The sequence below is a fragment of the Calidithermus roseus genome, assembly GCF_003574095.1.
Taxonomy (GTDB): domain Bacteria; phylum Deinococcota; class Deinococci; order Deinococcales; family Thermaceae; genus Calidithermus; species Calidithermus roseus.
Window position 1 is genome coordinate 21,514 of sequence record NZ_QWLA01000004.1, and the last position, 13,716, is coordinate 35,229.

Sequence of the window (13,716 nt, forward strand, 5' to 3'; positions counted from 1 at the left end):
TCAGCTCAGGACCTGGGCCAGAAAGCCCAGCAGCGCGGTGTTGAAGGTGGTGGGGCTCTCGAGGCTCGAGAGGTGCCCGGCTTCGGCCAGAATCAGCATCTGGCTGCCCTCGATGGCTTTGTACAGGGTGCGGGCCTCGGCTATAGGGGTCACGCTGTCCTCCTCGCCCACCAGGATCAGGGTCGGTACGGCGATGGTGGGGAGGGTGGGCGTGGAGTCGGGGCGGTCCCGCAGGGCCTCGAGGCTGCGCGCGACCAACTCGGGTTCGTTGTCCAGGATCATCTGCGCGGCGCTCTGCACGATCTCGGCCTCGTGCTCGCGGGTGGTCTTGCCCAGGTGGTTGGGCAGGAGGGCTTCAGGGAACCAGGCCAGACCCTCGGCCCGGATGCGGGCGGCCTGCTGGTCGCGGGTGGCCCTGCCTTGTGGGTTGTCGGCCCCGGCGCGCGTATCGGCCAGCACCAGCCCGGCGATGCGCTCGGGGGCCTGCCGCCACAGCTCGAAGGAGAGATACCCGCCCATGGAAAGCCCCACCAGCACGGCCTTGTCCCACCTGAGCCAGTCCATTTCCCGCAGCACCTGCTCTGCGGCCTCGGGGAGGGTTTTGCCCATGTAGTTCGGGGCGATGACGGGATAGCGCGGCTGGAGCACCTCGAGCTGCGGCCCCCACATCGTGGGGTAGGGGAAGGCGTGGAGCAGCACGACTCCGGTCATAGGTCTACCTTACAGGGTTGTACGTCCTACGTCGTAGCGAGACGCAAGACGCAAAACGCCTTCTGTAGGGGCGGGCCCCCGTGCCCGCCCTTTTTCCGACGTGTTTAGGGCTTACCGTTCCCCGCCAGCCGCCGCAGCTGCACCAGGAACGCGGTGTGGCCCACCTGCTGGAAGCTGGGGTGGGCTACTGGGGGCCGGATGTCCCACTCGCGGTGGATGACCTCGAGCGTGCGCTCGTGGAGGTAGGGGAGGGCCTGGGCCTTGAGGTGCTCGAGCAGGGCGACCACCTGGGTGAGGTTGGGCAGATAGCACACCACGAAGCGGTCGGGCTTGAGGGCGGGGGTGAGGGCGGGGAGCACATTCCAGGGCTCCATCAGGTCGAGGGCCACCCCGTCGAAGGGCTGGGCGGGGGGCTCGAGTTCGGCCAGGTCGCCCAGCACCCAGGTGACGTTGTGCCAATCCTCGAAGGCTTGCAGGTTGTGGCGGGCCCTGGCCTGGTGGCGCTCGCGCCACTCGTAGCTCCAGACCTGCCCGCCGGGGCCTACTGCGCGCGCGAGGAATAGGGTCAGGCCGCCGGAGCCCGAGCCGGCCTCGAGCACCCGCATACCCGGAGCTAGGTCGAGCAGGAAAGCGATGGTAGCGGCGTCCTTGGGATAGGTGGGGGTGGCCTCGCGCGGCATGTGCAGCACATAGTCCTCAAGGGTGGGCCGGTGAACGGTGAAGGGCTCGCCCTGGGGGGTGGCGACGCTGCCCCCATAGCCGGCCTCGAGGATCTGCTGGTGTCGCAGGGAGCCCCGCTGGGTGTCGAAGCTGCCCCCTTCCTTGAGTCGGAAGAGGTAATTGCGTCCCCGCCGGTCTTGCAGCAAGACCCACTCGCCGTAATTCACGCTGCCAGTTTATCCAAAGCCTCGCGCAACCGTGTTCGCGGAGGGAGTTGAAGGCAGGCGAAGGGCTAGAATGCCGTCATGTACTCGCTGCCTCGTCCTCAACGTGAAAACGCCCGCCCGCCCAGCCGCCGCGACCTGGGCCAGTTGCGCCGCCTGCTGGCCTACACGAGGCCCTACCGCTGGGGTCTGGTGGTGGCCGGGGTCGCCAGCCTGATCTCCACCGCTTTCAACCTGCTGTTCCCCCAGGTGGTGGGCCGCCTGATCAACGCCTCCTTCCTCGAGGCCAACCTGGCCCGGCTCGACTCGCTGCTGCTGGTGTTGCTGGGGGTGTTCGCGGGCCAGGCAGCCTTCACCGGCGTTCAGAGCTACCTCGTCGCCCGCACCGGCGAGGGCGTGGTGGCCGACTTGCGCAAGGCGCTCTATGCCCACTTGCTCACCCTTTCCCCCCGCTTCTTCGAGCGTAACAAGACCGGCGACATCACCAGCCGTCTGACCTCGGACATCGCCACCGTGCAGGCGGTGGTCTCGAGCACCCTCGTCCAGCTCTTCACCCAGCCTCTGGTGCTCGTGAGCACGCTGCTGATCCTCTTCCTCACCAACTGGAAGCTCACCGCGCTGATCCTGGCGGTGGTGCCGGTGGTGATCCTGGCGGCGATCTTCCTGGGCCGCATGATCCGCCGGGTCTCCAAGGAGTTCCAAGACCGCGTGGCCGAGGCCAACGCCCGCGCTGAGGAAACCCTATCGGGCATCCGGGTGGTGCAGTCGTTTACGGCGGAGGGGCTCGAGGCAAAGCGTTATGGCGAGCTGATCGGCAACTCCTTCCGCGTGGCGCTGCGGCGGGCGGTGCTGGGGGCGGTGCTCAACCCCATCATCTTCTTCGCCGTCTTCGCCGCACTGGGCCTGGTGCTTTGGTACGGCGGGCGGCTGGTGGCACTAAAGGAGATCAGCCCCGGCCAGCTCTTTACCTTCGTGCTCTACACCTTCAACATCGCCGCGACCGTGGGCACCTTCACCGGCATCTTCACGCAGATCCAGAGCGCTCTGGGAGCTTCCAGCCGCATCTTTGAGCTGCTCGACGAGCGCCCCGACCTGCTCGAGGCACCCCAGCCCAAGCCACTGGAGCGGGTGCAGGGGTGGGTGCGCTTTCAGGACGTGCGCTTCGCCTACGGCGAGCGCGGCGAGGTGCTGCGGGGGGTGAGCCTCGAGGCCAAGCCCGGTCAGGTGGTGGCCATCGTGGGCCCCAGCGGGGCTGGGAAGAGCACCCTGGTGGCGCTGATCCCGCGTTTTTACGACGTGAGCGGCGGGAGCATCAGCATAGACGGCCTCGACGTGCGCGAGGTCGCCTTGCGAGAGCTGCGCTCCCACATCGGCATCGTGCCCCAGGAGACCCTGCTGTTTTCCGGCTCCATCGCGGAGAACATCGGCTATGGCCGCCCCGGCGCGAGCGAGGCTGAGATCATCGCCGCCGCCAGGGCAGCCAACGCCCACGAGTTCATCAGCGCTTTCCCCGAGGGCTACCGGACCCTGGTGGGGGAGCGCGGGGTGAGGCTCTCGGGCGGCCAGCGCCAGCGCATCGCAATTGCCAGGGCTCTGCTCAAGGACCCCCGCATCCTCATCCTCGACGAGGCTACCAGCTCGCTCGACTCGGAGTCGGAGATGCTGGTGCAGGAGGCGCTCGAGACCCTCATGCAAGGCCGCACCACCTTCGTCATCGCCCACCGCCTCTCCACCGTGCGCCGCGCCGACGTGATTGTGGTGCTCGAGGATGGCCGGGTGGTGCAACAGGGCACCCATGAGGAGCTGCTGGCCGCGGGTGGGCTCTACCGCGACCTCTACGAGTTGCAATTCATTCGTGCTACAGAAGAGGCTTAATCGGCTTTGCGACGCTCATCATCCAATCCGGGCAGGTTGAGCACCCGCCCCAGCACCGTCAGTAGCACGCGCCGACTCACCTTGTGCCCATACGATCCGATCACCGCGCTGAACGCGGCCAGCATGGTGGGTTCAACGCTGGGCATCATGGCATACAGCGTCCAGCCGGAGATACCCCCCCAGAAGGCCGTACTGGCCACGTTGAGGGTGGCGCGTATGACGGATAAGGGGGTGGGAGGCCAGTGCGACGTGAGCAGGCTGGCCAGCGACGACAGGAGTGCGGCAATGGCCGCGAATAGTGCGCTGATCCTGAAGACGTCTACTGCCTCCCCGTCGATCTTCATGCTTTCAGCTCCGTGTATTGGTTGGCCCACCCGATGATCTTGTTCACGTAGGGCCAGTTACGCTTGCCCGCCTTGAAGGCATTGGGCCCCACGTTGTAGGCGTGGAGCAGGTCGCACCAGCTCGCTCCCAGTAGATATTTATCGAAGCGAGGGGGTGTGGGGGAGCTATAAAACCCAGCGGCTTTAGCCCTGGTCGCCTCGCCACGGCGAGGCGAGGACTCCCCCACGTGCCCCGCAGGGGCACGTGGCATAGGGCTGGCTGTGATAAAATGCCCATCGGGAACAGCAGTTCCCGAGGTTCTTGCCGCCCCGCCTTGGCGGGGCGGGGTAGGGGGTTCCGTCCACGAAGCGCTGGGCGGGTAAAACCTGTAGCGTGCGAATCTCGGTCTGGTGTGGCGAAAACCAAGCCACACTCTTGGCCAAACTCCATACCGTGGGACACACGGGAAGTCACGCTTGAGGAGACGGTTGAAATACCGTGCATCACCGTGTAAGACGTTCGTACCGGGCGCATTGGTGAGCCCAAGAATCCCACGTGCTTTAGCCGTGGGAGTGTCAAGCGGTTAATTAACCAGCCGCTCCAAAGTGAGCACCAGGCGGTCATATGGCGCGCTGGTGGTCGCCACGAGCGTGCCGCTGTTGTAGACCATCAGCAGGCCGCCACCGCCCGCGGGCCAGGGCTCGAAGGCGATCACGTAGCCCTGCTGCTCGGCCCTGGCCCAGAGGGTGCTGAACTCCTGCCGCCAGTCGGTGGAGGCGATAGGTTGGCGGGCTGGGGCCGTAGTGATGGGCGCAGGCGTAGTCTGGCCGGCGTTGGGACGCAGGGTCAGGGCAAAATAGGCGGCAACGAGCAGGATGAGGATCAGGCGAGCTTTCTGCATATTCATCCCCCCTAGGGCTTGCGGGCGATGCGTTGATGCCAGTTTAATTGTACTGGCCTCTTACGCCGCGTCTTGCGCCGGTGCTTGCGGCGGCTGGCCAGGTGCCAGGCGCGGCAGTAAGGGCATCGGTAGGCGTACATCGAGATGCCATGATCCTTACGGATGCCATACGCGGCTAGGACGGCTTGCTTGTGGTTGTTGTATTGAACAGATCGCGCAGCTCCAGACCCTGGTTCTGTTGTTTGAGCTGAGCCTGGGCTTTGGCGGCTATTTCGGCAGCCTTGGCATCGAAGGGCAAGTGGTCTATCCCCGCCAGCAATATCTCTCGCTGGCGTCTGCGTTGCCGGGCCTCTTTACTGCGGGAGTCTCCCACGAGAAACTCCCCCAGCATCAGCTCGTAAAAAGCTACGTCCGCAATGACGACCCGGCTCTTTTGGAGCCGGGAAAGGGCTTGCAAGGCTTTGGGCTCGAGACGGATGGCTGCAATCAGGAGGTTGGTATCCAGGACATATTTACTCATCGAGCGGATTTGCGGCGGGTCACCTTAGCTAGGGTTTTGGCCTCTTCGTCGGTAAAGGAGTCGAGCAGTTTGGCAACCCACGCTTTCATGGCAGGATCTTCGAATTCATACCTGTCCAGAACTTCGCTGCGAAGTTGCGGGCGGGTAACTTTACGTTTGGTCAAAGCCTTGACAGCCATATATCCATCATAACCCGTCACTATGTCTCGAGGCTGGCATGAAACGCTTTGCTGAGTACCTCCGCTTCAGCGCATTGCTTACACAGCTGCCCAGTCCTCAATATCCAGCTTCTCAGCCTTTTGCATCGAGGCGAAGTGTTTCACGTTCCGGGTGAGGAGACTGAAGCCGTAATGGACTGCCGTAGCCCCGATGATCAGGTCTCCTTCCGACATGAGCGCCTGACGACTATTCCTCAGGCGGGCTTGGTGTCGTGCTGCCACCAGCGCGATGCCCGTGCCGAAGGGCAGTACTGTGAAGTTGTCCAGCCACAGCCGCATAGCCCCGACCCGACCAGGGGCCCGGTAGTATTCCCCCTCCAGGAGCTCGAAGTAGGTATAGGTGGACAGGAAGAGCTGGTTCTGTCTGAGCTTTTGGAAGGTAGCTACGGCGTTGGCCTCGCCGCGGAAGTACCCAATGAAAAAGTCGGTGTCCGCGACGTAGTTTTTCTTCGAGCTGATCATCGTTTTTTGGTCGGCTTCAGCTCCCTGATGGCCTTCTCCAGCTCGTCGGCTTCGCGGGGCGTGAACTTGGGGGCCTGGCTATGGATGCGCTCCATGTTGGGGTCTGCCCAAGCGCTGGGTTTTTCGGCCTTGGTTTTCGCTCTTGCCTTGCCAGCCATGCCTCGAGGGTAGCATGAAACGCTTCGCTGAGTACCTCCGCTTCAGCTCATCCCCCCAGGACAAGCTCTCTTCGCCCGAAGCCCACCAGCGTGAGAACCGGGCCTACGTCGAGCGGGTGGGCGGGGTGATCGTCGCCACCTACCGCGACACCATCAGCGGGCGGGTGAGGGAGCGGGCCGGGCTCGATCAGCTCCTTGCAGACTGTAAACGGGGGCTCTTCGACGCGGTGGTGATCTACGACATCACCCGCGCGGGCCGCAAGGCGCTGGTGACCCACCAGATAGCCGAAGAGATCGTTTCAGCGGGGGTCGAGCTGCACAGCACCCTACACGGACAGTACCAGTTCGATGACGAGATGGGCGAGTTCCGCTTTGGCGCGGATGCCCTCTTTGCCCAGGTGGACTACCGGCGCACGGTGCGGCGGCTCTACGATGCCAGAATCCAGGCGGCTATGCGGGGAGAGGTCGCCCCCACAGGGCGGGTGCCCCTGGGCCTACGGCGCACCTACCACCCTCTGACCGGCAAGAGCCGTCTCGAGATCGACCCTGAGGGCCAAGAGTTGGCCCTGCGAATCTTCAGGATGTTCGACCAGGGGATGACCGCCTCTGCCATCGCGGAGACGCTACACCGCGAGGGGGCTCCCACGGCCCAGGGCGGGATATGGGACAAGGCCACCATCCTGCGGATGCTGCGAAATCGCGCCTTCGTGGGCGAGTGGACCCATCGCTACCGGCGCAAGAAGGGCGGGCCGATCACCGTGACGGTGAAGATCCCCCAGGTGATTCCCACTGAACTGTTCGAGCGGGTGCAGCTCCGGCTGGCCACCCTCAAGCGGGGCGGGCCTCCCATGTCTCGGCTCGAGATTCTGCCCTTTACGGGGATGTTGTTCTGCCACTGCGGGATGCGGCTATCATTGCAGGGGAACCGCCGCTATCCTGGGAGCATCGTGGCGAAGTGCCGCAACCGCAAATGTGGGGGGATTGGGCGGGCCTACTACCGCGAGTTGCACGCGGCCTGCATCGCCCTCGCCAGCGGGGCCATCAAAGCCAAGGTGCGTCGGTTAGAGGCATGGCCCCCCGCCGAGACCTCGAGACCTGACCCAGCCAGGAAGGCGGCTGTGGTGAAGCGCATTGAGCGGATCAAGGCCATGATCGAGGCCGGCATCTATTCCATCGAAGAGGGGAGGGCCCGGCTCGAGGCAGCACGGGCGGAGTTGGCCAGCCTCGAGGTGCCCAGCTCGCCCGGCCCCAGGTTGATGAAGGTACGGCTCCCTAAGACCGCAGACCCGGCTTTGCTGCGTAAGGCCGGGGTCTGCTTCGTGGTGTATCCAAATCGAGAAATCGTCATGCGTGTGTGCTTTAGCATGAGTTGATGTATACGAGTTGCAATTCCGCGAGGAGGGAGAAGCGGAACCTTCCCGCAGACCATGAGCCGGACTGTCAGCGGAGTTGAAAAGGGCGGGCTACTGGCCCACCCCTGCAAAAGGTGCCGATAGTCGCTCGCGTTTGGCGTTTGGTATTCAGCTATAGGCTAGCGAACTACTCCTTCAGCGCTTCCTCGAGCGTGTTCCACGCCAGCGTGGCGCACTTGACCCGCGCGTGCAGCTTGTGTACCCCGGCCAGCGCCCTCAGGTCGCCCAGCTCGGGCGCAGGCTCGGCTCCGTCCACGATCATAGCCTTGAACTTCCGGGTCAGCTCGAGCGCCTCTGGAGGGGTCTTGCCCTTGATGAGCTCGCTCATCAGCGAGGCCGAGGTCATGCTGATGGCGCAGCCTTGGCCCTGCCAGGCGGCTTCGGCGATGCGCCCGTCCTCCAGGCGCAGATAAAGCTCCAGGCTGTCGCCACAGGAGGGGTTGACGCCGGGCATTTTCACGCTGGCGCCCTCGAGGGTGCGGAAGTTGAGGGGGTGCTTGTAGTGGCGCAGCAGGATTTCCTTGTAGAGTTCCTCGAGCAGCTTCATTGCGTCCCCCTACAGCCAGTCCTTGAAGAACTCCCGCACCTGCTTGAGCCCCTCGATGAAGCGGTCCACTTCCTCGAAGGTGGTGTAGAGGTAGAAGCTGGCCCTGGCGGTCGAGGCCAGGCCCAGCTTGCGGTGCAGGGGTTGGGCGCAGTGGTGCCCGGCTCGCACCGCGATGCCGTACTGGTCGAGGGCGCAGGCCACGTCGTGGGCGTGCAGGCTGCCCAGGCTGAAGGCCACCACCCCGCCCCGGTCTTTCCCGCGCGGGCCGAAGGTGCGCACCTCGGGGAGTTCCTCGTCGAGGCGCTTGAGGCAGTACTCGACCAGGGCGCGGTCGTGCTGCCAGATCTGCTCCATCCCCACGCCCATCAGGTACTCCGCAGCGGCTCCCAGGGCGATAGCCTCGGCGATGGGCGGGGTTCCGGCCTCGAAGCGCTGGGGCGGCCTGGCATAGCTCGAGCGGTCGACGTGCACCTCCAGGATCATCTCCCCCCCGCCCAGGAAGGGGGGAAGCTCCTGCAGGACTTCGGCGCGGCCCCACAGCACCCCAGCCCCCGTCGGGCCGCACATCTTGTGCCCGGAGAAGGCGAAGAAGTCGGCTCCCAGGGCCTTGACGTCGATGGGCATGTGAGGTGCGGACTGGGCCCCGTCCACCACCACCAGCGCGCCTGCGGCTTTGGCCCGGCGGGCCACCTCGGCCACCGGGTTGACCGTGCCCAGCACGTTGGACATGTGCACCAGGCTCACCACCTTCACCCGCTCGGTGAGGAGTTCATCCAAAGCGCAGAGCTCGAGCCGCCCCTCGGGAGTGAGGGGAATGGCCTTGATGCGGGCCCCGGTGCGCTGGGCGACGAGGTGCCAGGGCACTAAGTTGGCGTGGTGCTCCATCTCGCTGAGCAGGATTTCGTCGCCTTCGCGCAGGTTGTGCAGGCCCCAGGCGTAGGCCACCAGGTTGAGCGCCTCGGTGGTGTTGCGCACAAAGATCACCTCTTCGGGCTGTGCCCCGATGAAGCGGGCCAGGGTGTGGCGGGCCTGCTCGTAGGCGTCGGTGGCGGCTAAGGAGAGCGAGTAGGCTCCCCGGTGGACGTTGGCGTAGGACTCGCGGTAGAAGCGCTCCAGCGCTTCGATGACGGCCTGGGGCTTCTGGCTGCTGGCGGTGGAGTCGAGGTAGACCAGATCGGGCTTTCCCACGATCAGCGGGAAGTCCTGACGGACGGACTCGAGGGTGAGGGGCATCTTCGTCTCCCTTGGGGCTATGGCTTGAATTCTACCCGCATCTGTCGGGACCGGTATGTGATGGCCCCCTTCAGCTTAGGCAAGGGGGCCAGGGACGTTTGTCGGAGCTTTTTGCCCGGGTTTAGCCCGGCCCCTTGGTGCTGCGCGGTGGTCAGATCTCGAGCCAGACCTTCCCGTCCTCCAACTTGGCCTTATAGGCTTTTACCGGGCGTGGGGCGGGCATGGTCTGCTTGCCGGTGCGGATGTCGAACTTGGCCCCGTGACGGGTGCATTGGATGGTGTAGCCCTCGAGCGGTCCGTCGGAGAGCGGGTTCTTGTCGTGGGTACAGATGTCGGAGATGGCGAAGACTTCCTCGCCCACGAGCAGCAGAAGCACCGGGGTCTTCTCACCCTCCACCCTGACCACCAGGCGGCCATTCTCGAACTCTTCGGCAGTGGCGACGGGGATCCACATAGCGAAGTTAAACGCTAAAACCCTGATCTTCTCTGGCGTTCGGCCTTAGGCATTAGAGCTTGACCTTCTCCTCGATGATCCCCTCGATGTGCTGACGCAGCGGCTCGATGGGGATGCGGGTAAGCACGTCGGCGAGGTGGGCCTTGACCAGGATTTGCTGCCCGACGTGCCGGGGCAGGCCGCGGCTCATGAGGTAGAACAGCTGCATCGCGTCGACGGGGGCGGTGGAGGAGCCGTGCGAGCACTTGACGTCGTTGGCACCGATCTCGAGCTGCGGCACGCTGTCGGCGCGGGCGTCGGGGGAGAGCAGCAGGTTGCGGTTGGTCTGGTAGGCGTCGGTCTTCTGCGCGCCGGGCTCGAGCTTGATCAGCCCCGCATACACCGTGCGGCTGCGGTCCTTGGCCGCGCCCTTGTAGAGCACGTCGGAATAGGCGTGGTCGGCGACGTGGTGCTGGAGGGTGTAGTGGTCGACGTGCTGATTGCCGGCGGTGAAGTACAGGCCCAGCATCTCCGAGTACGAGCCCGCCCCCAGCATCTGCGACTGCACCTCGGCGCGGCTGATGGTTGCCCCCATGTTGACCACCAGGTCGTTGAGGGTGGCGTCGCGGCCTAAGTGAGCCCGCTGGCGGTGGAAGTGGTAGAAGCCCTCCCCCAGGGTCTGGATGTGGGCGTGGCGCACCCTGGCCCCGCTGCCGAGCACCAGCTCGGTGGCCGAGAGGTTGACCGAGGCCGGTACTTTCGTAGGGGAGATGTATTCCTCGATGTAGACCGCCTGGCTGTTGGCCTCGCTGACGATGAGGGTACGGCCCACCGACAGCGCGTTGCCCCCTAGGTACTTGAACACCCCCAGGGGCTTGGAGAACTCCACGCCCTGCGGCACGTAGAGAAAGACCCCGTGGGTGAAGAGCGCGCTGCCCAGGGCGGGAATCTTGCTGTTTTCAGGACGGTTCTTCTGCGAGCCCACCAAGTCGGAGGCATTCACCGTCTTGAACAGCGCCCCCTGCACCTGCTTGGGGTGGGACTTCAGCGCCTCGTGCAGGCTGGTGAGCACCACGCCCTGCCGCGTGAGTTCCTCGGGGAGTTCGGCGTAGACCAGTTGGGGTCCCACGAATACCACGAAGCCCGCCAGGTCGGCCTGGGCAATGCGGGCCTGCACGGCCTCGGGCAGCTCCTCGCGGGTGCGCAGGGGGACGTCGGTGGGCTCCTCCAGCGGTAGCCCCTCGAAGGGCACCTCGGTGATGTCGGTGTACTTCCACTCCTCGGTGCGGGTGGTGGGGTAGGGCAGCTTGGCGAAGGTTTCCCAAGCTGCCAGACGCTGCTCGAGCAGCCACTGGGGCTCGTTCAGCTTCTTGGAGACCTCGAGCACGAGGTCGCGCGAAAGGGTTGAGGTCAACTCCATCATTTCTCCACAGACATGCTATAGCCGATAGCCGGTAGCCGACGGCGAGAAGCCTGGTGGCTGACTATCCGCTAAGGAGGGGCTTTAGCCCACTGAGCCTTCCATCTCGAGCTCGATGAGCCGGTTGAGCTCGACGGCGTACTCCAACGGCAATTCCTTGGCTACGGGCTCGATGAAGCCGCGCACGATCAGGGCGGCGGCTTCGTCCTCGGGCAGGCCGCGGCTTTGCAGGTAGAAGATCTGCTCGTCGTTGAGGCGGCTCACCGTGGCCTCGTGGCCCACGCTGGCGGTGTCGTCCTCGATCTCCATGTAGGGGTAGGTGTCGGTGCGCGACTCCTCGTTGATGAGCAAGGCGTCGCACTCGACGTTGACCTTGACGTGCTTGGCTCCCTCGTACACCTTGATCAGGCCGCGGTAGGAGGAGCGGCCCGCGCCCTTGGAGATGCTCTTGGAGACGATGGAGCCGCTGGTGTTGGAGGCCGCGAAGATCAGCTTGCCGCCAGCGTCTTGGTGCTGGCCGGTGCTGGCGAAGGCGATGGAGAGGATGTCGGAGCGGGCCCCTTCTTCGATGAGGTAGGAGGAGGGGTACTTCATGGTGAGCTTGGAGCCCAGGTTGCCGTCGAGCCACATGTGGTAGGCGTCCTTGTGCACCAGCGCGCGCTGGGTCACGAGGTTGTACATGTTGTGCGACCAGTTCTGGATGGTGGTATAGCGGCTCTTGGCCCCCTCCTTGACGATGATCTCGATCACACCGGAGTGGAAGGAGTCGGTGGAGTAGGTGGGCGCGGTGCAGCCTTCGATGTAGTGCATCTCGGCGCCTTCGTCCACGATGATGATGGTGCGCTCGAACTGGCCGAGCTCGGCGGTGTTGACGCGGAAGTAAGCCTGCAGGGGCAGCTCCACCTTCACGCCCTTGGGCACGTACACGAAGCTCCCGCCCGACCACACCGCGCTGTTGAGCGCGGCGAACTTGTTGTCCTCGGGAGGGATCACGGTGGCGAAGTACTCGCGGAAGAGGTCCTCGTGGTGCTTGAGCCCCTCCTCGATGCTGACGAAGATCACGCCCAGGCGCTGCAACTCCTCCTTGACCTGGTGATAGACCATCTCCGAGTCGTACTGCGCGCCCACCCCGGCCAGCACCTTGCGCTCGGCCTCGGGGATGCCCAGCCGCTCGTAGGTGCGGCGGATTTCCTCGGGCACCTCGTCCCAGCTCCGGGCGTCGCGGACTTCGGCGGGCTTGGCGTAGAAGTAAATCTCGTCGAGGTTGAGGCCCGAGAGGTCGCCTCCCCACCTGGGCATGGGCTTGGACTCGAAGATCTCCAGCGCCCTCAAGCGGAAGTCGAGCATCCACTGGGGTTCGCCCTTGTGGTAGCTGATGGCTTCCACGACCCGGCGGTTCAGGCCCTTCTCGGCCTTGAAGACCGGCTTGACCTCGTCGACGAAGCCGTATTTGTATTCGCTGCCAATGGTGGCGACATCGAAGTTATCGGACATCTTTGGGTTCCTCCGGTAGAGCCAGAAGGCGAAAAGGTGAAAAGGCGAAAAGCAGCGGTGAAGCCCTTAGCTTTCCCTTTTGACCTTTTTCCCTTTTTACCTCCCAGCTTTGTAGCCCTTGCCAGCTCTCCGTGCGGGTCAGCTCCCAGTCACGACGAGTTCTTTGACCCACTCGTAGCCCTCGGCCTCGAGCTTGAGGGCCAGCTCGGGCCCGCCCGAGGTCACGATGCGGCCATCCACCATCACGTGAACCACATCAGGGATGATGTAATTCAGCAGGCGCTGGTAGTGGGTGATGATCAGCGCGGCAAAGTTGGGGGAGCGCATGGCGTTGACGCCCTTGGCCACGACCTTAAGAGCGTCGATGTCCAGACCCGAGTCGGTCTCGTCCAGGATGGCGTAGGTGGGCTCGAGGACCATGAGCTGCAGGATCTCGTTACGCTTCTTCTCCCCACCCGAGAAGCCGTCGTTGAGGTAGCGCGTGAGGATGCTCTCGTCCCACTCCAGCACCTCCAGCGCTTTCTGGAGCTTGTTGTAAAACTCCATCACGCTCACTTCCTCGCCTTTGCGGGCCTGCAAGGCCAGCCGCAGGAAGTTGGCGTTGGTCACGCCGGGCACCTCGACGGGGTATTGGAAGGCCAGGAACAACCCCTTGCGGGCACGCTCATCGGGCTCCATCTCCATGATGTTCTCGCCGTCCACCAGGATTTCACCCTTCTCGATGGTGTAGCTGGGGTCTCCGGCGATGATTTTGCCCAGTGTGCTCTTGCCCGCTCCGTTGGGGCCCATAATGGCGTGCACCTGGCCCCTGGGGACCACCAGGTTCACGCCCTTGAGGATTTGTTCGCCGCCTTCGATGGAAGCGTAGAGGTTCCTGATCTCGAGCTGGTTTGCCATCTGTTTTCCTCCGTGGGGCTGACCGGCAACGACTTATTGCAAACCGTTACCAATAGCAATAAGAGTATAGGGTCTTAACCCTATAATCTCTAGTAGTCTAGTCGGGATTTGGCCTCGAGTTTGAGCATTGCGCAAGAATCAGCCGCCAGCTAGCCAGCGATTAAGCATAAGACAAAACACGAAACGCGCAAAGCCATCGTGAAAGCTGCCTTGCGTACGACGTAGGA

Annotated in this window: 16 protein-coding genes; 2 read left to right on the forward strand and 14 right to left on the reverse strand. The window is 64.1% G+C overall.

Features of this window, described 5'->3' with window-relative positions:
- On the reverse strand, nt 1-711 hold the full coding sequence (locus tag Mrose_RS02005; RefSeq protein ID WP_119275759.1) for an alpha/beta fold hydrolase: 711 nt from the start codon (nt 709-711) through the stop codon (nt 1-3).
- Nucleotides 712-815: 104 nt separating this feature from the next.
- Nucleotides 816-1,598: a tRNA (adenine-N1)-methyltransferase gene (locus tag Mrose_RS02010; protein WP_119275760.1), complete on the reverse strand. Its 783-nt coding sequence runs from the start codon at nt 1,596-1,598 to the stop codon at nt 816-818.
- Nucleotides 1,599-1,676: 78 nt separating this feature from the next.
- On the opposite strand from Mrose_RS02010, the gene Mrose_RS02015 reads away from it, so the two are divergent.
- Nucleotides 1,677-3,470: an ABC transporter ATP-binding protein gene (locus tag Mrose_RS02015; RefSeq protein ID WP_119275761.1), complete on the forward strand. Its 1,794-nt coding sequence runs from the start codon at nt 1,677-1,679 to the stop codon at nt 3,468-3,470.
- On the opposite strand, the gene Mrose_RS02020 is transcribed toward Mrose_RS02015, so the two are convergent.
- The 6 genes from Mrose_RS02020 to Mrose_RS18745 form a co-directional block, all read right to left on the reverse strand.
- Nucleotides 3,467-3,814 (reverse strand): hypothetical protein, encoded by a 348-nt coding sequence (locus Mrose_RS02020; RefSeq protein WP_119275762.1) that lies wholly within the window; start codon nt 3,812-3,814, stop codon nt 3,467-3,469. The two genes, Mrose_RS02015 and Mrose_RS02020, sit on opposite strands and share 4 nt — an antisense overlap.
- Nucleotides 3,815-4,377: 563 nt before the next feature.
- Nucleotides 4,378-4,695 (reverse strand): hypothetical protein, encoded by a 318-nt coding sequence (locus Mrose_RS02025; RefSeq protein WP_147371548.1) that lies wholly within the window; start codon nt 4,693-4,695, stop codon nt 4,378-4,380.
- Nucleotides 4,696-4,870: 175 nt separating this feature from the next.
- Nucleotides 4,871-5,215, reverse strand: coding sequence for a type II toxin-antitoxin system VapC family toxin (locus tag Mrose_RS02030; protein ID WP_119275764.1), 345 nt, complete (start codon nt 5,213-5,215; stop codon nt 4,871-4,873).
- Entirely contained in the window at nt 5,212-5,394 is a 183-nt protein-coding gene (locus tag Mrose_RS02035; protein WP_119275765.1) for a hypothetical protein, read from the reverse strand. The genes Mrose_RS02030 and Mrose_RS02035 overlap by 4 nt, the downstream gene beginning before the upstream one ends.
- Nucleotides 5,395-5,472: 78 nt before the next feature.
- Complete coding sequence (locus Mrose_RS02040) at nt 5,473-5,895, reverse strand: type II toxin-antitoxin system VapC family toxin (protein WP_119275766.1); 423 nt, start codon at nt 5,893-5,895, stop codon at nt 5,473-5,475.
- A complete protein-coding gene (locus tag Mrose_RS18745) occupies nt 5,892-6,053 on the reverse strand; it encodes a hypothetical protein (protein WP_182482631.1) in 162 nt (53 codons plus the stop codon). Before Mrose_RS18745 ends, Mrose_RS02040 begins: the two co-directional genes overlap by 4 nt.
- 14 nt (nt 6,054-6,067) lie before the next feature.
- Here Mrose_RS18745 and Mrose_RS02045 point away from each other — a divergent pair, with 14 nt between their 5' ends.
- Nucleotides 6,068-7,426 carry a recombinase family protein gene (locus Mrose_RS02045; RefSeq protein ID WP_119275767.1) on the forward strand — a complete coding sequence of 453 codons (1,359 nt, stop codon included), beginning with the start codon at nt 6,068-6,070 and terminating at the stop codon, nt 7,424-7,426.
- A gap of 166 nt (nt 7,427-7,592) precedes the next feature.
- On the opposite strand, the gene sufU is transcribed toward Mrose_RS02045, so the two are convergent.
- The 6 genes from sufU to sufC form a co-directional block, all read right to left on the reverse strand.
- On the reverse strand, nt 7,593-8,012 hold the full coding sequence (gene sufU, locus Mrose_RS02050; protein WP_119275768.1) for a Fe-S cluster assembly sulfur transfer protein SufU: 420 nt from the start codon (nt 8,010-8,012) through the stop codon (nt 7,593-7,595).
- Between the two features lie 9 nt (nt 8,013-8,021).
- On the reverse strand, nt 8,022-9,245 hold the full coding sequence (locus Mrose_RS02055; RefSeq protein ID WP_119275769.1) for a cysteine desulfurase: 1,224 nt from the start codon (nt 9,243-9,245) through the stop codon (nt 8,022-8,024).
- Nucleotides 9,246-9,396: 151 nt separating this feature from the next.
- The gene (locus Mrose_RS02060; protein WP_119275770.1) at nt 9,397-9,699 is read right to left on the reverse strand and encodes a non-heme iron oxygenase ferredoxin subunit; all 303 of its coding nucleotides are present in this window, start codon (nt 9,697-9,699) and stop codon (nt 9,397-9,399) included.
- A gap of 52 nt (nt 9,700-9,751) precedes the next feature.
- A complete protein-coding gene (gene sufD, locus Mrose_RS02065) occupies nt 9,752-11,098 on the reverse strand; it encodes a Fe-S cluster assembly protein SufD (RefSeq protein ID WP_119275820.1) in 1,347 nt (448 codons plus the stop codon).
- 84 nt (nt 11,099-11,182) lie between these two features.
- Entirely contained in the window at nt 11,183-12,592 is a 1,410-nt protein-coding gene (sufB, locus tag Mrose_RS02070) for a Fe-S cluster assembly protein SufB (protein ID WP_119275771.1), read from the reverse strand.
- A gap of 138 nt (nt 12,593-12,730) precedes the next feature.
- Nucleotides 12,731-13,489 carry a Fe-S cluster assembly ATPase SufC gene (gene sufC / locus Mrose_RS02075; RefSeq protein ID WP_119275772.1) on the reverse strand — a complete coding sequence of 253 codons (759 nt, stop codon included), beginning with the start codon at nt 13,487-13,489 and terminating at the stop codon, nt 12,731-12,733.
- Between the last annotated feature and the right edge of the window lie 227 nt (nt 13,490-13,716).